Here is a 24,513-nt window from a genome sequence, read left to right as displayed (position 1 = left end):
CGGCGGTTGCCGGTGGATTTCGAGAAGCTTTTTTTGCGTTGCGACCTTTCGCAGAATATCCTCATGGAGCCGGACGATTACCTCTATTTCCCCTCGTCGGTCGCCAACGAAATTTACATTTTTGGTGCGGTGAAATCCCCGGGCGCACAGGGGTTGACCAGCGAGGCGACGGTGCTCAGCGCCGTTACGCTCGCCGGCGGTTACACCGAGAGTGCCTACCGGCAGCGGGTGCTGGTCGTGCGCGGCTCGCTCAATCAACCGCAAAAATTTGTTGTGAACATGGCGGACATCCTGGCTGGCAAAACCAGGGATTTCCGGCTCGAACCGCGCGACATCGTCTGTGTTTCTGACCGGCCATGGGTAAGCGCCGAGGATCTGGCTGACATGGCAGCTTCAGCCTTCATCCAAGCAATGGTGACGGTGTGGACCGGTGGCAACATCCAACCCCTTATCAGTCATCCCCTGCTTCCCACCTTGAAGTAGCCACAAGCTAACCATGAAACACAGTGCTGCAACCGGCTTCTACCTGATGAAAATGGCACGCGCCTCCACAGCGGTTTTCATCCTCGCTCTCGCCATCGGCTGCAAGACGACCGGTCCGACTTTTGATCCGCGAAGCAACCAGGCTGGTGCCGAGATGATCAAGTTCGTCTCGGTCGGCGAGACGAACCAGATCAAACCCGAGTGGCTAATGCCGCCGAAGAAGCTGTTCCGTCTCGGCCCCGGCGACAAGATTGAGATCGAAGTGATTGGCATGACAGGCAGCCGCACAACCACCTTTATCTGCCCGGACGGAAAAATCTATTACGATCTTCTCCCCGGGCTGGAGGTGTGGGGCTTAACGCTGCCAGAGGTGAAACAGTTACTCGAAACGAAACTGGCCGCCTACTATCAACATCCCCAAGTCGCGGTGAATTTGCGCGGCGTCGAAAGCAAGCGCATTTGGGTGTTGGGTCGGCTCAACAAATGCGGCTTGTTTCCACTTAACGGTCCGATGACGGTGATTGAGGCGATCGCGCAAGCGGGCGGGCTGTTCACCTCGCGCTTCAGCGGTACGACTGAGGAACTCGCGGATCTCAATCATAGTTTCCTCATTCGCAACGGGGAGATGTTGCCCGTCAATTTTAAGCGTCTGCTGCGCGAAGGCGATACGTCGCAGAATGTGTATCTGGAACCGGACGATTTCCTCTTTCTCCCCTCGTCGCTTTCCCAAGAAGTCTATGTGCTGGGTGCCGTCAATCGCCCTGCACCAATGGGCTTTGTGGATAACATGAGCCTGGCGTCTGCCATCGCGAAAGCGCTTGGGACGCAGCCGGAAGCGCAGCTCTCACATGTGGCGATTGTGCGCGGTGCATTGGCCGAGCCGAAGATCGCTATTGTGGACTTTGCAGCTATTATGAGTGGTCGGCAGCCGGATGTGCGGCTGGAGCCGCATGACATTATTTTTGTGCCAGCCACGCCGTATCGCACGCTGGAAAGGTACACCAAAATGATCACCGATACATTTGTGCGCACCGTTGCGGCGAATGAAGGTGGGCATGCTGGCGCACGCAGTTTTCAAGGCATCGGTGTTAGCAATCAAATCAGATAATATGCAAACCAATGAACCTTCTGGCCCGTTGTCGCCCAATTTGGAGCGAGCGAATGAAACTTCCGAACACCGCTCCCGCCGCCCGGCCTTGCCAGCCCTGACCGAGCAGGAAATGCGCGAACGGCTCATGCAACGACTGCTTACGGCGCAAACGCCATTGGGCCGTGTCCGGCTGAACGCCCGCGTCCAGTGGAAATATCTCTCCTGGCAGGTGGTGATGAACGGCACGCACGCGCTGAAACGCATCTTCGATATCGGTGTCAGCCTGATTGCCATTATTTTCCTGGCCCCGGTATTTCTGGTCATCGGCGCCTTGGTGAAATCCGACGGCGGGCCGGTCTTTTTTCGGCAAACCCGCATTGGCCGTTACGGTCGCGAGTTTGAAATGCTGAAGTTCCGTTCCATGGTCATGGATGCCGAAGCGAAACTGGCGTCGCTGCTGGCGAAGAACGAGAAAGCATCCGGTGTGACGTTCAAGATGAAGGACGACCCGAGAATCACCAAGGTCGGGCGCATCCTGCGCAAGACTTCGCTGGATGAGTTGCCGCAATTGTGGAACGTGCTGCGTGGCGAGATGTCGCTGGTCGGCCCCCGGCCTCCGGTGCCGCGTGAGGTGGCTCTCTACACTTTGGCGGATCGGCGACGGCTGTTGATAACGCCTGGAATTACGTGTCTCTGGCAAGTGGGCGAACGGCAGGGCGGCCTCTTTGAAATCGGCGACCGGAACATTATTGATTTTCCCGAGCAGGTGAGTCTTGACGTGCGCTACATCGAGAGCCAAAGCTTCTGGAATGATGTCTGGATTCTGTTGAAGACCGTGCCCGCAATCCTATTTGGCAAGGGAATGTAAGGGTGCAGATCGTGGGCATTCGGTCACCCTTCGGCGAACCGCTGAATCTTCTGCGTCAACCGTACCAGCCGCCATTCTGGTATATTGGCCGACAGCGTCACATCGGCGCTGCGCATTTGCGGGTGGATAAAACGCGCATACATTGGCTGCACCTGTCCGCTCCATTGTTGCCGGACGGAGTCCGGGGTGCGTCCGCGCTTCTCAATGTCGCGCGCCAGTCGCCGATTAAAGCGGGTTTCCTCTGTTTCCGCACGAAACACCTTCAACGCATAAAGCGCCCGTAGTCTGGCATGCCGCCAGGGCCAGAGTCCTTCCACCAGCACCACGGGTTTTGGCGGCCAGCGGCGCGGGCGGGACTTGCGGGTGTGCGTGGTGAAATCGTATTGCGGCAGCCAGACGGGATGACCACGAAGAATGCCTTCCAGGCACTGCTGAAACAACGCCCAGTCAATCGCCTCGGGGTCGTCAAAGTTTCTGGCAGCCCGTTCCGATGGCACCAAGTGTGAGAGATCTGCATAGAAATCGTCGAGCGAGAGAATGGCCGCCAGTGGTTCGAGGCGATGTTGCAGTTCTCGCGCCAGCCAGGTCTTGCCCGACCCGCTGCCGCCGGCGATGGCTATCAGGGTGACCTTCATCAACTTCGGAAACGCCTCTCAGCAATGACCCGCTCAAACATCGTTTCCAGGTCATGAATGTAGGCGTTGAAATCGTAGCGTTCATTCACCAGCTTCAGCCCCCGCTCGCCAAGTTGCTTGGCGAGCGGCTTGTCGGTGAGACACTGCCGGAGCCGCGCGGCGAACTGCTGGCGATCCATCCACGGCACGAGAAAGCCGTTGTGGCCATCGTGCAGCCAGTCCTTGATGCCACCGGCGTCAAAGGCCACGACCGGCAAGGCGTAGCGCATCACTTCCAGACCGATGGTTGCAATGGGCTCGGGCCAGAGGGAACTGAGGGCCACAACGCTGCATTCGCGGTAGTAGCCCTTCAGTTCCTCCTGCGGGATAAAGCCTTTGAAGGTGACGCGGTCGGCCAAACCTAGCTTGCGGCTTAGCTGCTCGCAATACGCGCGATGATTGCCGTCACCGAGGATGACGCACTCGAACTTCACATCGAGCAGGGCCAATGCCTCCAGCAGCACATCCACCCCTTTGCCCCGGATGATTTGCCCGGCATAGATGATCAGGTTTCGGTTGCTGAAATTGCTGCGCAGGTTTGGGTCACCCATGCGCGGTACTGGCGCGTGAATTTCAATGCGGCGGGTCTCGAAGCCGTTACGGAGCAGTTCCTCTTTCATGTACTCCGTGACCACCACCATGCGGTCGAAACGGCGATTCAAGGCAATCTCCCGTTTCTTTTCCGAGTAGCTCACCCATTTGACCGGGAAACCACCGCCGGAGTTCTTCACCACCGATGCCAGGCAAGGGAAAATGCAATAAGGCGTTGCCGGTCGCGTGCAGATGCGGCGAGTGAGGTAATTGTACTTGTAGCTCCGCATGCAATAAATGTCGTGGTCGTGGACCATGCGGAGCAATGGTTTGCCACTTTCGACAAGCGCTTGAATCACGGAGAGGTCCGCCATTTTATGCACGTAAACGGCGGCTGGCTGAAACTCCGCAAGGGCTTGGCGAACCGTGGCGGAATTGTCATTTGCGCCGAGCGGAAATCGTGCCGGAAAAGTACCCTCCCATGCCGATTCATTCTTGCTGGTGCCCGGGCCGTGAAGGATACCCATGGCGTGCCCGCGCAAACCAAGTTCAGTGGCGGTAATATGAGCGTTTGCTTCTGCGCCAGCCAGCGCACCGAAGCGTTCATGGACATAAAGAATTTTCATGGCGGACTGGTTTTGCTTATCGTTTCGCGAAAGTGTTCCAAGCGGGGACGGATGGCGAGAAACATCGCATCAAGTTTCAGGACAACGGCGGTGAAGTCTCCCTCCTGCTCGGTCATTTTCTCCAGTTCCAGCCCCAGTTGCCGCATGGCGTCCAACCCAAAAACACCGCAACTGCCCGCCAGGGAGTGGGCGGCACGGCCGAATGTTTTGCGGTCGGCTCCGGACGCAAGCGCGCGCAATTCAACCAGGCGCTGAGGTGTATCGTTGAGGAATAAAGTGAGCAACTCCAGCGTCACGTCATCGCCCAACTCGTCGCGAAGCTGCGCAACACTGGTTTCGAACGTCGCCGAGGGCAGCGCTGTGGGCGCCGGCTCTGGAGCCGGGTCGGGCTGGCCTAGCGCCGCCGCCAGCGCTTCAAGGCGCACCGGTTTGCTGATATAGCCGTCCATGCCGCAGGCCAGGCAGCGCTCCCGGTCGCCAGTGAGCGCGTTTGCCGTCAGCGCGATGATTTTCACCGGGAGATTCGGGCCGGTGGGCCGCGTCGCTGCGCGTCGCCGGATTTCGCGAGTGGCCTCAAACCCATCCATTTCCGGCATCTGGCAGTCCATCAAGATCACGTCGTACCCATACCGTTCCCACGCTTCCACGGCCTCTTGCCCATTGCCTGCGACATCGGCGCGATGCCCCAGCTTTTCCAGCATGAGCAGGGCGAGTCGGCGGTTGGTGTCATGATCCTCCACCACAAGGATACGCAATGTTTTTTTATCTCTGATTTCGCCTTCGACCGGTTTGAATAACTCCGCGCCTTCGTGTTTTTGTTCATGAGCCACCGCCTGATCGTGCCTCGCGCTTGGGTCTTGGACGGTTTCGGTTTCAAGCTCAAACCAGAATACCGAACCAATTCCCGGCGTGCTGTGGACGCCAATCCGCCCCCCGAGCAAATCGACGAGGCGGCGTGAAATAGCGAGGCCGAGGCCCGTGCCACCGTGTTTTCGAGCGATGCCTGCGTTGACTTGTATGAATGGTTGGAAAAGTTGTGACTGGTCGTCCGTGGAGATGCCGATGCCTGAATCTTGAACCTCGAAACGCAGCCGAATACGCGGACCCTCAATTGCAAGGCGTCGGACGCGCACCACAATCTCGCCGTCCTTGGTGAACTTAATGCCATTACTCACGAGATTGACAAGTACCTGGCGCAGCCGGCCGTCGTCGCTGCGTAGCAGCCTTGGCACGTCGGACGCGATGTCCATGGATAGCGTCACCCCTTTCTCTTTGGCGCGGGAGTCGAGCAAATTCAACGTGCCAGCCACCAGTGGACTCAATTCGAGGGTGTCTATCTCGAGACGCAACTGCCCGGCCTCGATCTTTGAAAAATCAAGGATGTCATTGATGATCTCCAGCAAGGCCTCGCCGCTTCGGCTGACCGTGCTGGCAAATTCACGCTGCTGCATGTTCAGCGGAGTGTCAAGCAGCAGATTGGTCATGCCGATGATCGCGTTCATCGGAGTTCGGATTTCGTGGCTCATCATCGCCAAAAAGTCGCTCTTGGCGCGATTGGCCGCTTCCGCTTCGGAAGCGAGGGCGTTGGCGCGGTCACGCTCCCGCTCGACACTGGTGCGGGACTGGTCAAGATCCTCAATCATGCTCAGCATGATCGGGCGTTTTTGTTCCAGTTCCCTGGCGCGTCGGGCCAGATCCTCGGACGACTGCCGCAGCTTGTCCTCGACCGTCTTTTGCGCGGAGATATCGGCGATGATGCCGATGAGTTCCACTACGCGATCGCCCTCCTTAAGCGAATGCAGCGAGACTTGGCAGATGACGTGGGATTGCGGGCTGGCAAAGTCAAAGCGCTGGTCTTTGCCCTGCCAGGCGCGTTCAAAGAACTCCCACTTCGTCCGATCGGGAATCAGCACTTCAAGGCCGCGTTGCTCAATCTGTTGCTTGTGAACGTCCAGTCGTTTTAATAATTCGCCGCGCGCCAGTGTTACTTGGAAAGCCGATCCATTTTTGCGACACCGGAAAATAATATTGGGCTGCAGGTCGAGCGTATGCTCAAAATAATTGCTGATTTGGCAAACCTGGTTGTCGGCATCGCGGCGGATGCGTTCATTCGCCTCGGTCAACTCCAGGGAAGCGACCTCCAGTGTGTGCGAGAGCAATTTATTATTCTCTTCCAACTCCTCGTAAGCCCGGCTGACAGCATCGAGAAACATTGTCATCCGCGCGTCATTCGGCGCGTATCCCTTAAGGTATTTGCGAATCTGGCGTTGCAGAAGCGGGTTCATTTTATGACTTTTCCGACAGGACGGTTATCGTCATCGTCTGGTTGTGGAGTTCGCTGAAGTCGCTGCCGGTGGCCGGGCAGGCCTCGCCATAGGAATAGAAGCCCACCGCTTCCGTCTTTGCTGGCAGGGCGCGCACCACGGCCTCCAGCTCTTCCTCGATGCGCTGGCCGAGGACCAACCGGCGCCCCACACAACTGACCAGGATGGCCAGTGAAACCCCATCTGGTGAGGTCGCGTGTGCCGCGTCCGCGGCTGCGGTTGCCGCACCATTTACAAGCTGATCGCCGGTCGCTTTCATCAGTCGCGCATACCAGCCTTCCGGCATGTCACCAGCAAAAACCAGGGACTGTTTCGCTTCATCTACCGCGAGGATGGTTCTGACCAACCCCGCTTTTTCAGTAACATCCTTGGTTAGCTCGATGGGGAATAGGAGGCCGGTGGCTGGCAATCCAGCCGCGCGTTTACCGAGGTAGCGTTTGTAGAGTTCCAGTGCTGGACGACCGTCCAGTTCAAGTAGCGTGTTGCCCTCTGACCGCGTAATGCGGCGGCGTGGGCCGAAGCCTTCCCACCCGCCGCGTGAGCCATAGCTCACCACAATTGCCGCCCCATAGAATCCAATGGCGACAATTTGGTCTCGCCGCACTTTACTGCCGAGGCCGACAAACGTTTTCTGGAAACGAGGACCATCGCCAGCAAGGCCACCGGTGATCGCCACTCCGGGCGCCAACACGTCGCGAAAACCTGACATCAGCGCGGTGCCGTTGACAGAAAGGCCATCCGAGAGGATAAGTACGTGGCGCAAATCGGCGCCATTTAACTTCTGTGCGGCCAGTCGGCCGACGGTCTGGCTATCGGCATTGTCCGCCGTGGATTGCGTCACCGCGCAAACACGAGTGGAGTTGAAGCTCACCAATGCAGCGACAATGGAGTCGTCGAAGACATGGCTGCCGAGGATTTCACCGGCCGTGCTGCAACCGCAAACGACGGCTTGTGGAAACCGGGCGGCCAATTCACTTACCGCCGGTGCCTCGTTGTCGAGTTGTGAAGTGGCGCCGAAATAGAGCACCAACTGTGGTGAACCCGCAGCCAGTGCAGGCCACGTCCAGCCGGTTTCCTTGGTCCAACGTGTGGTTATAGTTTGCATGGTGTTTATCTGGACTGGCGTGGGTGATTGTCTTTGGTGCCGACTACGGAAGAATACGCTGGCGGCTGGCCAACGGTGGCCAGTAGTTGGTTTATTTCCCGTTTCAACTCGAGCACGCGTTCCTCGCGGTTCATCATGACGCGATTGAACCGTTCCAGTTCGGAAAGCATGGTGCGGAGTTTTTCCTCATCGCGTTTGCGCAGCGTCAGGTCAAAAGCCACTCCCAGATGCCCCGTTATTCTGCCGCGTTCGTCGAATAAGGCCGTCACCGACAACAACACCGGAAAGCGGCTGCCGTCCTTGCGGATATAGGTCCATTCGCGTTCATCCGGTTCGCCGCGCTCGGCCTTGGCAACGAACGTCTCGAAACCAGGTTTCACCTCGCGTCCCAATTCAGCGGTGAGTTCGTTGGCGCGCGCGCCGACTTCATCAGCATCGTGAAACGCAACGGGTGTTTGCCGACCGATCATCTCTGCGGCAGTATATCCGAGCATCCGCTGAGCGGCGGGATTAAAGAGCTGGATGATCCCGTCGGGCGAGGTGGAGATGATGGCGTAATTGGCACCCTCGAGGATGGCACGCTGCAGCGTATTCGTCTCGCGTAGCGACTCTTCCGCTTCTTGTCGCTCGATGAACTGCCCGATTTGATGGCCAACGGTGCTGAAGGTTTTGAGTAGAGCTTCATCGGGTTCCTCGATCTTCCGGCCGAAGAACTCGGCGACGCCCCACAACGTTTCTTGCACAAACACTGGAAAGCCAAAGGCCCCGCGTAATCCATCATCGGCGGCTGCGACACCGCGTGGGAAGTTGGCGTCACTGCTCACGTTGGGGATCCACGCTGGTTGGGCCGTGGCCCAGATGCGACCTGGCAACCCGATTCCGCGCGTGAACTCGGTGGTGCGGCTGGCATGGATGAAATTCGGCACCCGCACTTCTGGCGGATGCCATATTTCAACCATAAGCAGTCGCTCGCCGGACAGCCGCCAAAATTCCCCAACCTGCCAGCCAAGGTTTTCGCAGATGGACTGAAGCACCTGTGGGATGGCGGCGGTGAGGTTAGCCGTCTCCGCCAGTGCCCGCGAGACCTCGAACTGAATCGCCAGTCGCTGCTGTGCCGATCGCCGGAGCGTGACGTCGCTCTGAATCGCCATGAAGTTGGTCAACCGCCCCTGATCGTCATGAATTGGCTGCACCTCGGTGGCCAGCCAGTAGCAGCGCCCGTGCTTGCTATAATTCAAGATTTCCGCACGGAACCCTTTGCCCTGACGAAGTTGTTCGCTCATGTGGCGAACCGTCGCGGGATCGGTCCCTGGTCCTTGCAGTACTGCCCCCGGTTTTTTACCCAGCATCTCCTCCAAGGTGTAGCCCGTCAGCCGGGTAAACCCCTCATTGACCCACATTGTTCGTCCCTCGGCGTTCGTGAGAACGATGGAGTTGTCCGTACGCGCCGCGATGAGCGCCAGCTTGCGGGACTCGTTTTCCTGCTGTTGCAATCGCTCGTTGGCCGTGCGCAATTCCGCGCGCTGTGCCGATAGTTTGGCCAGCAGTTTCTTCGCATCCGCCAGCGCCATTTTTTGAGCCTGAAATACTTGGAGCAGATCCACCGCTGGGTCGTGAATGGCAAAGTCCTCGAAATCCAGTCCGCGCTCGGAGATTTCTGCGGAATCGGTGAACCACGGGGACCCGAGAAACAGCAGCCTCCGTTCGCCCGGCAAAGCGATAAATTCTCCGCGTAATTGCAAGCCAGACGCAAGGTGGACCAGCAAAAAGAGTTGACGATGGTTTTCTACCAGCCACTCGAAGCTCCATTGGCCCTCGGGCTGCGCCAGGCGGAAAACACGATCCACCGCAATCCCGGGCGCCGCGTCCGGACAAATACGTTGCAACGTCCGGCCGGTTTGCACCACAACGAGGTTTCGGTTTATCGCAATGTGGAACGGAAACGCCGCTGCAAATTGCTCGGGCGGGAGGCCAATATTCGGCACAATTGCTTGACTGGTCAGATTCATAAGGACGCTGGCAGTTCCCACTGGACCTGGAATACGTCATGATCCGCCCCGTTATCCTTGGATTCGACGCTTTTCACTTGGACTGGGGTATTGAACAGCTTACCCAATCCCTGCAACAAGCCGACCACAAACGGAGTAAGTTTGGGGCGATTGGTAAAATAATGCAGCTTAAGTGAGTGGCTCGTAACTTCACTGGTCTTGAAGCGCGGCGGCAGCAGCATGGGGAAGATCATGGCTACGCGGGCATGGAAGTTTGGCAGGTTGGCCAGGAATTCTGGCAGCGACTTGCCTGCCGCGCGCATCAAGCCGCCATAATTTTCCTGAGCGGTGTGCAGCACCCAATGTTCCCCCAACTCCTCGAGCATCTTTTCCGGTGTTTGTTTTAACATCTCACTACCGGCGGCGACGAGCTGATAGGTGGTTTCGTCTGGGTAGGGCTCGTTGCCGAAGAATACATCCACCTCCACTCCCGCCCGGGCTTTAATCTGTTCCCAGACGGATTCTCCGTGGTGCAGGCATACCATATCCTCGACTGCTTTGTTGACCATGCCGTACATGCGAGCACATTAGATTAAAAACGACAGACTGCCAATAAAATACTGTTAAAAAAATCAGCAAGTCTTGATGTCGCCAAAACAATATGTCCCCAATCATATCCGCCGGCGGCGGATGGAATTAGTTGAAACCGCCGGTTTACGATGGGTTTCCTTTCGCCCCGGTTGCGATTGCCAAGCGCCGCCTGCCGCCATCGTGATTTCTTCTCATCCCGTTGGTTTGGTCGCTATTCGCTTGCGGTTCGTGAACGCAGAGACTCAACTCTTTGGAATGTGGGAACCGGGGTTAGAAGTTAAATGGCTGCCAGCAGACGATGCGGTCACGCTAGCCCGTTCCGCCACGATGCACCGCTCCAAAGCTTTTTGCAATTCGGATAAATGAACCGGCTTGCTGACATAGTCATCCATGCCGGCAGCCAGACATGCCTCGCGGTCCCCTTCCATGGCATGCGCCGTCATCGCGATAATCCATAGGTGCTTCTGTGGGTTCTCTTTTTCGCGGTGGCGGATTTGTCTGGTGGCCTCGAACCCGTCCATTTCGGGCATCTGGCAATCCAAGAGCAAGACGTCGTATTCCATGCGGCCAAGGGTTTCTATCACCTGCAGACCGTTGGCCACAACCTCGGCAGTATAACCGAGTTTTTTCAGTTGCCCCACCGCCACCTTCTGGTTGATCAAATTATCCTCGGCCAGCAGGATGCGCAGCGACCGTGTGACATGCGGGAGAGTTACGGTTGGAATAATGCGGTGGGCCATTACTGGACTGTGTCCCATCACCGAAGCCAGGCAATCAAACAGCCGGGATTGTTTGATTGGCTTGCTCAGATACGTTTCAATGCCGGACGCGCGCAATGCTTCAGCATCCATCTTCTGGCCAATGGAGGAGAGGATGACCAGTCGGGTGTGGGCGATTCGAGGATCCGCCTTGATGAGTCGGGCCAGTGTGAGACCGTCCATCTCTGGCATTTGCATGTCCAGAATGGCCAAGTCAAATGGATCGGGGAGGGTTCCCCGCAGCAGGTGCAACGCCTCGGCGCCGCTGGTGGCGCTGGCGTGACGCATTTTCCAGGCATTGGCATGATGTTCCAGGATTTCCCGGTTCGTGGCGTTGTCATCCACAATCAGGAGCCGCACATGCGTCAGGTCCGGAGTACCTTTTACCGGTTGTTCCTTTTGCCTCGGTTGTTTTTCCAGATGCGCGGTGAACCAGAAGGTGGAACCCCGGCCCGGAGTGCTGTCCACCCCAATCAGGCCATGCATCATTTCCACCAATTGTTTGCAAATAGCCAACCCCAAACCGCTGCCGCCATATTTGCGCGTGGTGGAACCGTCCGCTTGGGTAAACGCCTGGAAGATGGCATTTTGGGCGGCGGGTGCGATGCCAACCCCGGTATCCCTGACTTCGATCCGCAGGACCACTTTCGTATCGGATTCATCGGTCTTGGACACCCGAACGGCGATTTCGCCTTGTTTGGTGAATTTGACGGCATTACTGGTGAGATTCAAAAGGATTTGCCGCAGTCGGCCTGGATCGCCGCGCAAGCGGGTGGGCACATCCGGCAGCACCACGCCTGCCAACTCCAGCTTTTTTGCATGGGCACGCTCCGCTACGACTTCCAGCGTCTGCTCGACGACTTCCTGCAGGTTAAAATCAAGCACCTCAAAAACGAGTTTTCGGGCCTCGATTTTGGAAAAATCGAGAATGTCGTTGATAATGGTAAGCAATGACTCGCCACTTTGCCGGAGGGTTTCCAGATAATGCCGCTGCTGATCGGTCAGCGGGGTATCGAGCAGCAGGCTGGCCATGCCGATGACCCCATTCATGGGAGTGCGGATTTCATGACTCATGTTGGCCAGAAATTCTGCTTTGAGGCGTGCGGATTGCACAGCGATGTCGCGCGCTTGGGCCAATTCCAGTTCCATGCGTTTGCGTTCGGTAATGTCCCGCCAATGGACCAATTTGAGTTTTTGATTCCCCATCGAGATGACGCTCATGGAAACTTCCACGGTACATTCCACGCCGTCCAACCGCCGATGAACCCATTCATAACAGTGGCTTCCTTCGGCGAACACCATCTGCGAAAAACGCTCGGCCTTTGCACTCGACAGTTCGCCATCGGGCTGGCGCTCGGGAGAGAACGTTACGGGCGGACAACCCAGCAACTCTGCCTTGGTGGCGGCCCCTAGAAATTTTATGGCCGCCGCGTTGCAGTCCACAAATTGGTTTTGATCATTAACCAGCAGAATGGGATCCGGCGCGCCGTCGAACAGCATCCGGAATTTCTCTTCGCTCTGTCGCAGGGCCTCGGTGACCAGCCGTCGCTCGGTAATATCGCGATTGGTGCCGCGGATTCCCAAAAAGACCCCGTCCTGATCAAAGACCGGCTGGCAGGAATGGCGAATCTGCCGCACGGCGTCATCGGCTCTCACGATCCGGAAATCCAACTCGTTGTGCTGCCTGGTTTGAAGCGTGTGCGCCTGATATTCTATAAACAACCGTTGGTCCTCCGGAAAAATGATGCGGGTTTGCAAACCTGGATCGTCCAGAAAGGCCTGGGCCGGATACCCGGTGATGCGAGCACAGGAGGGGGAACAATAGATGAAGTGATTATCTGGACTGATCCAGAACTCCCAGTCATACGTGTTGTCGGCCACGATGCGAAACTTCTTTTCACTTTCCCGCAAGGCTTGCTCCGCCTGTTGACGCTCGGATATTTCGTCCTGGAGCCGGTGGTTGTTGGCCGTTAGCTCGGATGTTCGTGTCTGGACCAACTCCTCCAGGTGGTGGCGATGCCGGATTAGTTCAAAGGCCGTGCCGGCAAGATTGGCTGCCGTCTGGTAAATATCGAGTAACTCCGGAGTCAAATCGGCCTCGTTTTGGTGCGCTACCAACAGGACTGCACTCACTTGTGGTCCCACCTTGGCTGGCAGAAACGCAGTATGCCAAGGCTCAGGCGTCTGAATCTCCAGTGACATCAACTCACCGTACTCCAGGACCCCGGCAATGATCTGGCGGTTGTTGTTCTGAAGCAACTTGTCCGGGAAATCCTTTTCCGGTTGCGTACAGGAAGTGATGACGATGCCTGAAGCGCCACCGGGTTCAGCGGAAGCGACCCAACTCACTTTGAAGAATTGGCCGATCAATTGAGCCAGGTGATTCCAGATTTCCTCCCGGGAGGTGAGGCCGATAATGGAATGGGCCGCCCTAAGGAAGGCGCCGAATTCGAGATGCCGTTTGGTTTGGTTTGCCCGCTTCAATTCCCGGCGAATAGCCGCCTCCCGCAACTCCCGCTGAATGGAGGGAACCAGCCGATGCAGGTTGGGCTTTAAGATGTAATCATGCGCCCCGTTTTTCATCATGGACACCGCGAACGCTTCCCCTATCATGCCGGAGACAATGATGAACGGGATGTCGAGTTTGCTTTCCTTGTACACTTGGAGCGCACCCGCCGCGTCAAATTCGGGCATCTTATGATCGGAAATAATCAAGTCCCATAGTTCCTGCTGCAGGGCCTTTCGCATCGCTGCGGCTGTCTCGACCCGCCGGGAAGTTGGCAGGTAACCGGCATGTTGTAGCAGTAGTAGAATCATTTGCGCGCTGGATTCGCAATCTTCCACGATAAGCACGCGTAACGGGTTGTTTTGCGGTTGTGTCATATTTTATCAGACGGATTATAGTCTGCCTGAGCTATTTATTCCAAGGCTAGCGTACCATTTGGGAGAGTGCTTGCCAAGCTGCCAATACAAAATTTTGCAACGCGAGATCGCCGTAAACGCACTATTGAATCAATGGCGTGAATATTTTTGTTCAATCCCTTCAGTTGTCTTTGGGGTGACGGCAGTGGGTGTGTGCTCTCGAATGAATTCCACTTCGATGGCGATCACATGACCCATTGATAATCTGGTCAAAAAGGCATTTGACTGCGCATTCAGGAATACTACCATAAGCATCATGAGCCTTGGCCAAAAGCTATGCTTCGGGACCGGATCGCGTCGGGTGACGCGGGTGGTGGTATTGAAAGGGCAAATCTGTCTGGCACCAACCAAACTGATGTTCGATTAACCGACCATGGAAAATCCTCCAACCACCACCCTGACAAACCTGCAATCAGACCACGATCTTTTGACCTGCCTGTTGGATCACATCCCGGATCGGGTCTATTTCAAGGATCGCGAAGGCCGCTTTATCCGGGTCAGCCGAGCCGAGGCGCAATTCTTGGGGGCGACCACTCCGGGGGAAGTGATTGGCAAAACGGACTTTGATTTTTTCGTACCCGAACTGGCCAAGGTCACTTGGGCGGATGAACAGCGCGTTATGAGCACGGGGCAGCCCATGATCGGAAAAGTTGAGCGGAAACTTCACTTGGACGGGCGCACCGGTTGGGCGCTGGTGGCCAAAATCCCCCTGAACGATCATGCTGGGGAGTTGCTGGGTACGTGCGGCATTTCCAAAGACATCACCGCCCTGAAGGAAACCGAGGCGGCGCTACAAGGGGCGAATGCGGACCTGGCGTCGAAAAAACTTCATTTGGAGGAAACCCTGGCGCAATTACAAGCTACCCACGAGCAACTCCATGAAGCCCAGCAACGCCTGATTGATTATGCCAAAATCGAATCGCTTGCCCGTCTGGCCGTTGCCGTGGCGCATGAAGTCCGTAATCCGCTGGCAATCCTGGCCATGGGGATCAGCTACCTTTCCAAACAACCCGCGGTGGTTGAGGATAAGGAGTCAGCGGTGATGCTTCAGGACATGAGTGCGGCCATCCAACGCGCCGAAGTTGTCATGAGTGCCCTGATGGATGGGGCGGCTGACAGCGGCACCACCATCAATCTGGCCGAGGTGCCAGTCGCCGTTCAAAACGCGGTGGACATCATGAAAAAACGGGTCTGAACCGGCGATCTTCGGTTAGCATCTGCCTGGGTCTTTGCCCGACTTTTCCCAAGTATTTCCGGTGGAAAAAACCATGCCTGCCATCAAGTAAATCGGAATGGCTGACAGCAGCAGCAGACTGATGCCATAGGTCACCGACAAGGCGACGCTTGCCACGGGAGCCAGTACGGAAAAAATTCCATTGATACCCCAGGCCCAGGGAACCAGCCGCGCATGGCCGGAATTTTTCAAATGTTCCAATGCGGTTGGCACGAACGTTCCCATCAATATGCCCAGGGGCAACACCAGGAGACTCACCATCCCGGCACGCAGGGCAAATGGCAGCGCCACCCACGTCAACAAATGCGGCAGCACCAAAAGCTGTTCGACCAATACACATACTGCCAGGACAAAACTCACCATCCTTAAATTACCCAGCCTTTGGACGATCTCCCGCGATAAAAGCGAGCCGATGCCCGTGGCCAGCAGCAGTACGGCCAATACGACGGACAAGGCGTAATTGGGATGGCCCAGGAAAAGGCCAAACTTTTGCAACAGGGCGATTTCAATGGCCATATAACCGATGGCCGTGCCGGCAAAAATGAGGCCGTACCGCCAGCGAACCACTTGCCCCCCCGACGTTTCTCCCATCAACCGCAACGGCAGCCAAACGCAAACCAAGGCGGCGGCGGCGATAAAAACGCCCAGGATGAGCACACTGATTTCCAATGCCGGCACGGTGGCGCGGATCAACGGGGTTTGCGCCCAAAGATGCCGCCAATATGAAAAACGGAAGAAAAAGGGCTTGTCATCCGTTGCGGGAACAACGTTAAACGGACACATCGCAAAGTAAGCGTCTTCCGCGTCTGGATCATTCAAGGATAGGAATTGCTGATAGAAGTTTTTTTCGGGAGTGTTCCAGCGCGGGGCGGCGGTCGCCTTCAAAAATTTGTTGGTCGCCGCCCAAGCCATGATCCGCTGTTCCTCGGCTGGCTCAAAGGGCGTCTTTTTGACCAGCATCGAAGTGAAATTGCCTGCCGTGGCCGTGAGCATGATGATGTGTTTTGCGGGGTTGGTGACACCATTGCGGCGCAGGGCGGCCACGGCGGTGGCCAGCGCGCGCAACATCTCCCGTGGCGGTCGGTGTTCCATGCGCATCATATTCAACATGCCGGCGTCGGTTAGCCGGGACAGGTAAAGGTCAAACGCCTCGGCGGTATAAAGAAAATTCTCTGAAAACACATTCGCCGCCCCCGGTGTTCCGCTATAGGAGTCCACTCCCGACAATTGCAGAATGTCGAACTTTTGCGGGTGGGAAGACAAATAATGCCGCCCTTCCGCCTGCACCAGATGTACTCTGGGATCCTCAACCCAAGCCTTGAAATACTCGTGATACGTTTCCTTCAGGAGGTGTACGGTTGCGGCGTTGATCTCCACCGCCGTCACTTCGGCGGCATCAAAATACAGTGCTGTCAGCACATCAAATCCCCCGCCCACCCCAATGATGGCAACTCGGGGTTTCGATATGGAAGTGGCCTGATACGCTGCCGAGTAGATCGTTTGCTCAATGCCTGCCAATGACTGTTTGTTCCCGTCATAGTCCACGGCGTAGGTGAAGGCAAAGTTGTTTTGGGTGATGACTTTTTTAAAGCGCCCGAGAAATGCCTGGTTATCCCCGATCAAGGTCGGATAAGGCATTTCCTGAGGGTTGGGCGGCGGGATGCGTGTCACTTCGATTCGGGCCACGGGATCCCACGCGGTATGCTCAAGGACGAACCCCGTTGTGGCTTTTTCCGTGTTGCCGAGAATCGAATCATCCCGGTTGCGCATGGTAAAAAAGGAATTGCCGCAAACAGCGGCTCCGGCGATGCCGATTAACGCCACGCCTGCCACGAGGCGGGCACCACGCCCGTTTGGCGGTGCCAGCAACAGACTGCCGACCCATTGCACCCCGCATACTGCCAGCAGGCTGTTCTCCACTCCCCACCCGCTGATGGCCAGCAGCACACTGAGCGCACCGCACGCGGAACCAATCAGGTCAAAACAATAAATCCGGCGGGCGGGCAATTCCGGCATGGCAAGCAACAGACCCAGAATAAATCCGCCGAACGCAAAGGGGACGGTATACAGCAAGGCAAACGGCATGAGGCTCAGAAACGAGGCCGCAAACTCGCCGCGCGTGGCAAACTTCTGAGAGCCAGTGCCCGCATGATAGAAAAGCCAGGTCACCACCAGTGTTGAGAGCACGAACAAGCCGGAACACCAACTGATGGTCTCGTTAAAGCGTGCTGCCAAGCGTGGCAACCATCGGCTTAAAACCACTCCGGAAAATGCAAACCCCAGCATGGTCAGCGAGATGACGAAAAAGGCGTAGTTGTTGAGCAACTTGGCCGAAATGATCCGGGCGGCCAAAACCTGTGTCGCGAGGATCACGAACGCGGTGATGAAGGCCAAGTAACTGGCCCGGTTGATCGAAATGGCGGAGGGACCTTTCATGCGCGCGTATTGTACAAGTCATTCCGCGACTTGTAAACGAACGGAATTCATTGTTTATCCTTCGGTTGCCGCCTCTTTGGGTCTTTGACCGGCCTTGGTGGAATAGTGTTTGGGATCCGTCCGTGGCGGTCCGTTTACTTGGCAATACGCGGCGGAGCGCTGGTGAGGCGTCCAACCTGCATTAGATCAGACACCAACTGTTGCGCTTCAGGCATGTCTCGGTTGGCGACGTGCAAACTCAAACGCCCTTGGGATGCGCCCGGAGTATCTTTGAAAAAATCGAGTCCATTGGCTTGGACGATCAAGTTACCGCCCAGCCTGAACCAGCGGGCAAAGGCCGATTGATGCAGGCGCACGTGAGCCAACTCGCTCAACGGAATGCGCACTTGCTTGACGCGGCTCTTGATCGCTCCCACGAAGCCATCCTGAACCTGGTATTCCACACATAAGCAATCGCCCTCGTCGCGGACCAAACCATGCGCTTGAGCCAGACCGGCATATACTTCTGCAAATTCGACGGCTACAGCATTCATTACTTGGGCAAAGGTATGGTCCATTACGGGAAATGGCCAGTAAATTTGTCCGGCCATTCATATTTTGCCAAAGAGTTGGAATGGACGAATTCCATGCCTGTGCCCATTCACAAACTCACTTGTCATTATCGTCATCGTTGCGCATGCTTTGACTCATGAGTGAACCGAATGAAATGTATGATCTGGCAGTGATTGGGGGCGGCAGCGCGGGTTATGCTGCCACCCGCACCGGTGTGGCGGCCGGGTTGCGCACCGTGATTTTGGAGGGTGGGGCCGAAGTGGGTGGGCTCTGTATCCTGCGCGGGTGCATGCCCAGCAAGGCGTTGCTGTACGCGTCGGAAGTGCTTCACCTTTGCCGGAACGCCGCCACGTGGGGGCTGCGCGTCGAGGATGCCAGCTTCAATTTTGCCCGGGTGATGGCGCGCAAAGACGCGATGATCCAGGAGTTCGCCGAGTATCGGCGGCAACAATTGGCTTCGGGCAAATTCACGTTTCTCCGCGCTCAGGCCCGGTTCACCGATCCGCACACGTTGGAACTCAAGGACGGGCAAACCATCAAAGCCAGGCACTTTGTGATCGCCACCGGTTCGGTGGTTGCGCCGCCCGCGTTGCCGGCGTTGAACAATCTCGGGTACCTGACCAGCGATGATGTGCTGGCGCTCAAACAGCTTCCCCGCTCGCTCATTGTTTTGGGTGGCGGTGCGGTGGCCGTCGAGATGGCGCAGTTCTTATCCCGGTTCGATGTGAAGGTGACGCTGGTGCAGCGCAGCGAGCATCTGCTCAAGGAATTCGACACTGATGCCGCCACGGATTTGGAAACGGTTTTCCGGCGTGAGGGGATCGAGTTGTACACCGGCACCCAACTCACCGGGGCGCGGCGTTGCGGAAATCTCAAGGAGATTCTCTTTCAGCATCGCGGGCAAACGGTGCGCGTTGCGGCCGAGGAAATCCTGTTCGCGCAAGGCCGGGCGCCGAACATCGCCGGCTTGAACTTGGCCGCTGCCGGAGTGTCCGTTGCGGGCGGCAGGATCGTGACTGATGCGCAGATGCGCACCAGTGCACCCCATATTTTTGCCGCCGGGGATTGCACGGGTCCCCATGAGATTGTGCATATTGCCATTCAGCAGGGCGAAATCGCGGTACACAATATCATTCAACCGGCCAAGCCGCGCCAAAGCGACTACCGGTTGCTCGTCAGCGTGGTGTTCACCGAACCACAAGTCGCCCAGGTGGGTTTAACGGAGAAAGCCGCCCAGGCGCAGAGGGTGCCGTATCTGGCGGCCAAGTATCCGTTCAACGATCACGGCAAGTCACTGCTCATGGAGGCCAAGGATGGCTTTGTGAAGTTGCTTGCCAATCCGACCACCGGCGAAATCCTCGGCGGCACCTGCGTGGGGCCGCAGGGGGGCGAACTCATCCACGAAATTGTTGTCGCGATGTACAAACGCATGACGGTGCATGAGTTGACAGCCGTGCCGCATTATCATCCCACCCTGGCTGAAATCTGGACCTACCCGGCGGAAGAGTTGGCGGAGCAAATTACGCTGTAAACCGCCGCTCAGGCGGTGAGGATTCGTTTCGCAGTTTCGCGCGCAAGTTCAATCAGCGGCAGATCCCGTCGGAGATCGCCGAATTTAAACGTGGGCACGCCGCTTTGTTCCTGTCCGAGCAGCTCGCCGGGGCCGCGTAACGCCAGATCAGCCTCGGCTATGCGGAAGCCATCGGTGGTATCCGCCAGCACACGCAGCCGGGCCAGGGCGGCATCCGTCGCGCGGGAGGCCACGAGGATACAATACGAATCGTGCGCGCCGCGTCCGATGCGCCCGCGCAACTGATGCAATTGCGCCAGCCCGAATTGCTCGGCGTTTTCGACAAGCATCATCGTGGCATTGGGCACGTCCACCCCCACTTCGATCACGCTGGTGGCCAACAGCACCTGCACCTGGTTGGCGCGGAAGTCGGCCATCACCTTTTCCTTCTCTTCGGGCCGCAGCCGCCCGTATAGCAGCCCCACCTTCCACGGTGCCAGCACCCGCACCAACGTTTCGTACTCTTCCCGCACCGCTTTGGCGCCCGATTTCAAATCCCCTTCCTCCACCCTGGGATACACCACGTAAGCCTGGCGTCCGGTGGCGAGCTTTTGCCGGATGAACTCCCACACTTTCGGCAAGGTGTCGGGCGTGCGCACAAATGTCTTGATCACACCGCGGCCCATGGGCAATTCGTCAATTACTGACACATCCAAATCGCCGTATAACGTCAGCCCCAGCGTGCGCGGGATGGGCGTGGCGGTCATGACCAGCAGATGCGGGTAAATTCCCTTGCGCACCAGCGCCTCCCGCTGCGTGACGCCGAACTTGTGCTGCTCATCAATGATCACCAGCCCGAGATTCTCCAGCTCAACCCCCTCGGTAATGAGCGCGTGCGTGCCCACATACAACGCGGGTGCCGCCGACCGCGCCGTTGGCCCGCATTCCGTTTCCGTTTTCCGGCTGCCGGTGCGCAAATGCACCGTGATCCCCAGCGCGTCGAACCACCGTTGGAAATTGCGCCAATGCTGTTCCGCGAGAATCTCCGTCGGCGCCATCAACGCGACGCTGCAACCGCTTTCCAACGCCATCAACGCCGCGCAGGCGGCCACCACGGTTTTGCCGGAACCCACATCCCCCTGCAATAACCGGCGCATGGGATGCGGTCCGCCCAGATCCGCCCGGATTTCCCGCAGCACCCGCGTCTGCGCCTCCGTCAGCTTGAAACTCAACCCGCCCAGGAACGGCTTGATCCACCGATTATCCCCGCGGCACACCAGGCCGGGCGCGTTCGCCTGCAAATTCCTCCGGCGCGTCAACATCCGCAGTTGCAGTTCCAGGAACTCATCGAACGCCAGCCGGCGCCGCGCGGTATCCGGCTCCGCCAACGTGTCCGGGAACTGCAGCCGCCGCACCGCTTCCAGGCGCGAAACAAAACCTTCGGGCAGACTGCCGGGATGCGGCTCCACAATTAGCCGCCCAAACGCCTGCAAATTGCGCCAGACCAGGGACCGCAGCCAGCGTTGCGGCAAACCCTCCGTCAGTGGATACACCGGAACAATCCGGTTCATGTGCAGCGACGGCTCTTCCCCCGGATCAAGGATTTCCACCTCCGGATGCCGCATCGTGAACGGGCGCACCCCGGAGACTTTGCCGTACACCGCCAGCTCCTGCCCCCGCGCGTACACCCGTTCCAGGAAATCACAATTATACCACTGGCAATGCAGCCGCCGCGTGCCATCCTCCAGCACCAATTCAAACAGCGAACGCGTGCGTTTGCTCCAATACTTCACCCCGCACGCGACAATCGTGCCGCGCACCACCGCGCATTCATCCGCCTGCAAATCCGCGATCGGCGTGCAATGCCGGCGATCCTCATACCGCCGGGGAGCGTGCAAAAACAAATCCTCCAACGTGAGAAGTCCCAGCCGGGCCAATTGCGCGCAACGCTCCGCGCCCACGCCATACAGCCTATTCAACGGCGTGCTCAACGCAAACTCTGATGGATTGGCGCCCGACACGCGCCGACTATAAGTCAACCCGGCGCGCCTGTCCATGCCCTCGGTGCAACGCGTGGCATGAATCCCGCGCCCAAGGGAAACGCAGCAACCGCCTCCTTTTGGAGTGCGGCGGCAAGGCGGGGTGATGGGGGCCGCGACGCCGCTTTGGAATGCGGAATGCGGATTTCGGATTGCGGAATTGCCGCCGTTTCCCTTGCCGGCGTCGCGTTAAGGGTTGCGGAGGATCACCGGGGAACCACCCCTCACCCGGCCTGCGGCGCAGAGCAAATGCACGCGCCGACACTTTTGGAGTACGGCGGCAAGGTGGGGCAAAGGGGCCGCGACGCCGTTTTGGATTTCAACCCGCCAGCCATAATTTACCGCCCTAACAGTCGGCGGACCTCCATTCCGCATTCCGCAATCCGCATTCCGAATTTGAGAGTTCCGTACCCCCTCTGGGAGAGGGAATGACGCTCTCCGCGTTTTGATATTTCCAATGTCATTCATGCGCTCCCGCCGCGGACGAATTCTGCGCCAGACGTCAAAGACCTGCAAACAGCCCATCATTCGCTCCCTCAGCCGCAGAACGGACCTCCTCTCCCCAAGGGAGAGGAACGAGGTGAGGGGGTATGAAACTCTGGGAATTTCTCCACCGCCAAAACCCATTGCCTCGCCGAAGTTCCGCCGCGCAATCTTAACCGTCGGTGACGGCATACGGTTCCGTACCCCCTCACCCTAACCCTCTCCCTCGGGGAGAGGGAATGACGCTCGCCGCGTTTTGATATTCCCAATGTCATTCGTGCGCTCCCGCCGCGGACGAATTCTGCGCCAGACGCCGAAGACCTGCAAACAGCCCATCATTCGCTCCCTCAGCCGCAGAACGGACCTCCTCTCCCCAAGGGAGAGGAAAGAGGTGAGGGGGTATGAAACTCTGGGAATCTCCCCACCGTCAAAATCCCACGCACCACGATATTTGCGCCGCACACCTATCCGCCCGCCACCCATTCCGTTCGGCCTCGCCGCCGCCGTGGAGCGCCGCCAGGCCCCAAAATCCTTGATGCATTCCCCAAAGTGGGATAGGCTCACCCCATGTTCGCCGAGAATTTGGAAATAACGTGCGGGGCGTTGGGGAAAAGGGAAAGTGTCGAGACCACTGGCCGTTCGGGTTGGGAATAACATACAATTGGGCAGCATCACATTTTTATGACCTTCACGCTTTCAGTAGCATTACGGTGGGTCTGCTACAGTGCCGTATGCGTAAGCGGAACCGTGATACTCAATTTAGTAGTGGGGTACGGTCGGGACACGTTCGATAACGTAGACTTTCTGATCGCTCCGCTTATGTCGTTTTTCTTCGCGGCAGTGGGGGCCGGTTTTTACGCCCTGTCTCGTTTGCAGCTAGAGCATAAGACCTCTGCGGCCATGATTTTGGTCAGGCCTGTATTGTGGGTCGCTTCCTTGCTTGTCGTTCTTGTGAATATTCGGATGCTACTTTTCTTTTTTGTGGGCTAGAATGATTAAATCGGCTACCTCTGCAAACTTTTCGGGTGTGGTGGCGAGGTGCCGGAACCCGATTCCCCCATGGCCAGCCCCAAAATCCTTGATGCATTTCCCAAAGTGGGATAGGCTCATCCCATGTTCGCCGAGAATCTGGAAATAACGTGCGGGGCGTTGGGGAAAAGGGAAAGTGTGCGATTATGCCGATGTTTTAATCGTTCACCCAGAGTGTATCCAATGTCATGGCTCCCGGTATTGTTGATTGGAAACTGACTGAACAGAATGAACCCAGAACCATCCAGAACACCCCGCACTTTCGCAAAGCTCGGCAGCATAATTATCGGGTTATACAGCGTATTCAGTTTGATGTTCATCATCCTTGCCGAGAAAGGTGTACTTCCGGGTGACGCCGGTCTCGCCGCCTCTGTTTTATTAGCCACACCTGTACTCCTATCCGGCTTGCTGTTCTTTCTTTGGCTGGACTGCGGACCATCGCGAAGTTCTGCGTTATGGCTAATACTCTTGCTCGCCGGCGTGGCACTGCTTGTCTTTCTCAATTATCGTTGGATGTATCGTGTCTTCTCGGCTATTTGAGTTACTCAATCCAAATTGGATTGCCCAATGCCTGTTTTGGAAATCCCGATTCCCCCATGGCCAGTTACCAAAATCATTGTCGGATTGCCCGATTGTTTTTTTCAGACCGCCTGCGTCCACACCTTCGTCACCAACCCGTAAAACATCCGCGTCAATTTGTTCCGGGTGTAAGATTCAGCAACATTGCGGGGGTTGCGCCCAATCTTGCGGTTCACCCGCCGCCGCCTGCCTGGGACAAATCGCTTTCTGCCACCAGAAATGCCCGGTTTGCGCACGGCACATCGCTAACTGCCTGTTAAACAGCCGGTTTTGCGCCGCGCATGGCCCGATTTGTCCGTTGCAAAAGCGATTTTGCGCGTTGCATAACGCAATTTGCAGCCCGCATAACGCGTTATGCGCGTTGCAAAAGGTCTTATGTCATGCGCATAAGGCGTTATGTTAAGCGCATAGAGCCTTATGTTCGGCGCATATCGCGTTATGCGCGTTGCAAAGAGCGTTATGTCATGCGCATAAGGCGTTATGCTAAGCGCACAGAGCTTTATGTTCTGCGCATAACGCGTTATGCAAAGGACAAATCGCGTTGTGCAACGCGCAAAAAGAGCCATGCGAACCACATATCCTACTTTTCTTATCGGTTTAGTCATTTTGTAAGAGGAATATTCCGTCCTTTAATGAACATTATTAATGCAACTAAAATCGTACATACATGCGTTGACAAAAAAACCATATT

Annotated in this window: 16 protein-coding genes; 6 read left to right on the top strand and 10 right to left on the bottom strand. The window is 57.1% G+C overall.

The window, feature by feature from the left end; translation table 11 throughout:
- The 3 genes from WCO56_02705 to WCO56_02695 all read left to right on the top strand — a co-directional run.
- Positions 1-483: SLBB domain-containing protein (locus WCO56_02705; protein ID MEI7728448.1), on the top strand; the 483-nt coding region annotated here is incomplete at its 5' end.
- A gap of 13 nt (positions 484-496) precedes the next feature.
- Positions 497-1,591 carry a polysaccharide biosynthesis/export family protein gene (locus WCO56_02700; protein MEI7728447.1) on the top strand — a complete coding sequence of 365 codons (1,095 nt, stop codon included), beginning with the start codon at positions 497-499 and terminating at the stop codon, positions 1,589-1,591.
- A gap of 1 nt (position 1,592) precedes the next feature.
- On the top strand, positions 1,593-2,441 hold the full coding sequence (locus WCO56_02695) for a sugar transferase (protein ID MEI7728446.1): 849 nt from the start codon (positions 1,593-1,595) through the stop codon (positions 2,439-2,441).
- A gap of 23 nt (positions 2,442-2,464) precedes the next feature.
- Here WCO56_02695 and WCO56_02690 read toward each other — a convergent pair whose 3' ends face one another.
- The 7 genes from WCO56_02690 to WCO56_02660 all read right to left on the bottom strand — a co-directional run bounded on the left by WCO56_02690 (position 2,465) and on the right by WCO56_02660 (position 13,921).
- The gene (locus WCO56_02690) at positions 2,465-3,076 is read right to left on the bottom strand and encodes a uridine kinase (GenBank protein ID MEI7728445.1); all 612 of its coding nucleotides are present in this window, start codon (positions 3,074-3,076) and stop codon (positions 2,465-2,467) included.
- Positions 3,076-4,272, bottom strand: a complete 1,197-nt coding sequence (locus tag WCO56_02685) for a glycosyltransferase family 4 protein (protein MEI7728444.1) — start codon at positions 4,270-4,272, stop codon at positions 3,076-3,078. The genes WCO56_02690 and WCO56_02685 overlap by 1 nt, the downstream gene beginning before the upstream one ends.
- Positions 4,269-6,557, bottom strand: coding sequence for an ATP-binding protein (locus tag WCO56_02680; GenBank protein MEI7728443.1), 2,289 nt, complete (start codon positions 6,555-6,557; stop codon positions 4,269-4,271). The genes WCO56_02685 and WCO56_02680 overlap by 4 nt, the downstream gene beginning before the upstream one ends.
- A gap of 1 nt (position 6,558) precedes the next feature.
- Positions 6,559-7,701, bottom strand: coding sequence for an FIST N-terminal domain-containing protein (locus WCO56_02675; GenBank protein MEI7728442.1), 1,143 nt, complete (start codon positions 7,699-7,701; stop codon positions 6,559-6,561).
- A gap of 5 nt (positions 7,702-7,706) precedes the next feature.
- On the bottom strand, positions 7,707-9,710 hold the full coding sequence (locus tag WCO56_02670; protein ID MEI7728441.1) for a PAS domain S-box protein: 2,004 nt from the start codon (positions 9,708-9,710) through the stop codon (positions 7,707-7,709).
- Entirely contained in the window at positions 9,707-10,258 is a 552-nt protein-coding gene (locus WCO56_02665; protein MEI7728440.1) for a heme NO-binding domain-containing protein, read from the bottom strand. The genes WCO56_02670 and WCO56_02665 overlap by 4 nt, the downstream gene beginning before the upstream one ends.
- A 264-nt stretch (positions 10,259-10,522) precedes the next feature.
- A complete protein-coding gene (locus tag WCO56_02660; protein ID MEI7728439.1) occupies positions 10,523-13,921 on the bottom strand; it encodes a response regulator in 3,399 nt (1,132 codons plus the stop codon).
- 412 nt (positions 13,922-14,333) lie between these two features.
- Between WCO56_02660 and WCO56_02655 the strand changes: the two genes are divergently transcribed.
- The gene (locus WCO56_02655) at positions 14,334-15,155 is read left to right on the top strand and encodes a PAS domain-containing protein (GenBank protein ID MEI7728438.1); all 822 of its coding nucleotides are present in this window, start codon (positions 14,334-14,336) and stop codon (positions 15,153-15,155) included.
- Between the two features lie 15 nt (positions 15,156-15,170).
- On the opposite strand, the gene WCO56_02650 is transcribed toward WCO56_02655, so the two are convergent.
- Positions 15,171-17,630 (bottom strand): hypothetical protein, encoded by a 2,460-nt coding sequence (locus WCO56_02650; GenBank protein MEI7728437.1) that lies wholly within the window; start codon positions 17,628-17,630, stop codon positions 15,171-15,173.
- Between the two features lie 134 nt (positions 17,631-17,764).
- A complete protein-coding gene (locus WCO56_02645) occupies positions 17,765-18,220 on the bottom strand; it encodes a PH domain-containing protein (GenBank protein MEI7728436.1) in 456 nt (151 codons plus the stop codon).
- Between the two features lie 98 nt (positions 18,221-18,318).
- Between WCO56_02645 and WCO56_02640 the strand changes: the two genes are divergently transcribed.
- Complete coding sequence (locus tag WCO56_02640) at positions 18,319-19,713, top strand: NAD(P)/FAD-dependent oxidoreductase (protein ID MEI7728435.1); 1,395 nt, start codon at positions 18,319-18,321, stop codon at positions 19,711-19,713.
- 8 nt (positions 19,714-19,721) lie between these two features.
- Here WCO56_02640 and recG read toward each other — a convergent pair whose 3' ends face one another.
- A complete protein-coding gene (gene recG, locus WCO56_02635; protein ID MEI7728434.1) occupies positions 19,722-21,749 on the bottom strand; it encodes an ATP-dependent DNA helicase RecG in 2,028 nt (675 codons plus the stop codon).
- Positions 21,750-23,471: 1,722 nt separating this feature from the next.
- On the opposite strand from recG, the gene WCO56_02630 reads away from it, so the two are divergent.
- Positions 23,472-23,783, top strand: a complete 312-nt coding sequence (locus WCO56_02630) for a hypothetical protein (protein MEI7728433.1) — start codon at positions 23,472-23,474, stop codon at positions 23,781-23,783.
- The last annotated feature ends 730 nt before the right edge of the window (positions 23,784-24,513 follow it).

The sequence above is a fragment of the Verrucomicrobiota bacterium genome, assembly GCA_037139415.1.
GTDB lineage: Bacteria > Verrucomicrobiota > Verrucomicrobiia > Limisphaerales > Fontisphaeraceae > JBAXGN01.
This window is presented reverse-complemented; position numbering and strand designations above follow the sequence as displayed.

What these genes read in the sequence shown, in the direction of transcription:
- WCO56_02685 (MEI7728444.1), bottom strand. Translation starts at nt 4,272, where the DNA reads ATGAAAATTCTTTATGTCCATGAACGCTTCGGTGCGCTGGCTGGCGCA.
- WCO56_02670 (MEI7728441.1), bottom strand. Translation starts at nt 9,710, where the DNA reads ATGAATCTGACCAGTCAAGCAATTGTGCCGAATATTGGCCTCCCGCCC.
- WCO56_02665 (MEI7728440.1), bottom strand. Translation starts at nt 10,258, where the DNA reads ATGGTCAACAAAGCAGTCGAGGATATGGTATGCCTGCACCACGGAGAA.
- WCO56_02650 (MEI7728437.1), bottom strand. Translation starts at nt 17,630, where the DNA reads ATGAAAGGTCCCTCCGCCATTTCGATCAACCGGGCCAGTTACTTGGCC.
- WCO56_02695 (MEI7728446.1), top strand. Translation starts at nt 1,593, where the DNA reads ATGCAAACCAATGAACCTTCTGGCCCGTTGTCGCCCAATTTGGAGCGA.
- WCO56_02645 (MEI7728436.1), bottom strand. Translation starts at nt 18,220, where the DNA reads ATGGCCGGACAAATTTACTGGCCATTTCCCGTAATGGACCATACCTTT.
- WCO56_02700 (MEI7728447.1), top strand. Translation starts at nt 497, where the DNA reads ATGAAACACAGTGCTGCAACCGGCTTCTACCTGATGAAAATGGCACGC.
- WCO56_02680 (MEI7728443.1), bottom strand. Translation starts at nt 6,557, where the DNA reads ATGAACCCGCTTCTGCAACGCCAGATTCGCAAATACCTTAAGGGATAC.
- WCO56_02640 (MEI7728435.1), top strand. Translation starts at nt 18,319, where the DNA reads ATGAGTGAACCGAATGAAATGTATGATCTGGCAGTGATTGGGGGCGGC.
- WCO56_02655 (MEI7728438.1), top strand. Translation starts at nt 14,334, where the DNA reads ATGGAAAATCCTCCAACCACCACCCTGACAAACCTGCAATCAGACCAC.
- WCO56_02675 (MEI7728442.1), bottom strand. Translation starts at nt 7,701, where the DNA reads ATGCAAACTATAACCACACGTTGGACCAAGGAAACCGGCTGGACGTGG.
- recG (MEI7728434.1), bottom strand. Translation starts at nt 21,749, where the DNA reads ATGGACAGGCGCGCCGGGTTGACTTATAGTCGGCGCGTGTCGGGCGCC.
- WCO56_02660 (MEI7728439.1), bottom strand. Translation starts at nt 13,921, where the DNA reads ATGACACAACCGCAAAACAACCCGTTACGCGTGCTTATCGTGGAAGAT.
- WCO56_02630 (MEI7728433.1), top strand. Translation starts at nt 23,472, where the DNA reads ATGAACCCAGAACCATCCAGAACACCCCGCACTTTCGCAAAGCTCGGC.
- WCO56_02690 (MEI7728445.1), bottom strand. Translation starts at nt 3,076, where the DNA reads ATGAAGGTCACCCTGATAGCCATCGCCGGCGGCAGCGGGTCGGGCAAG.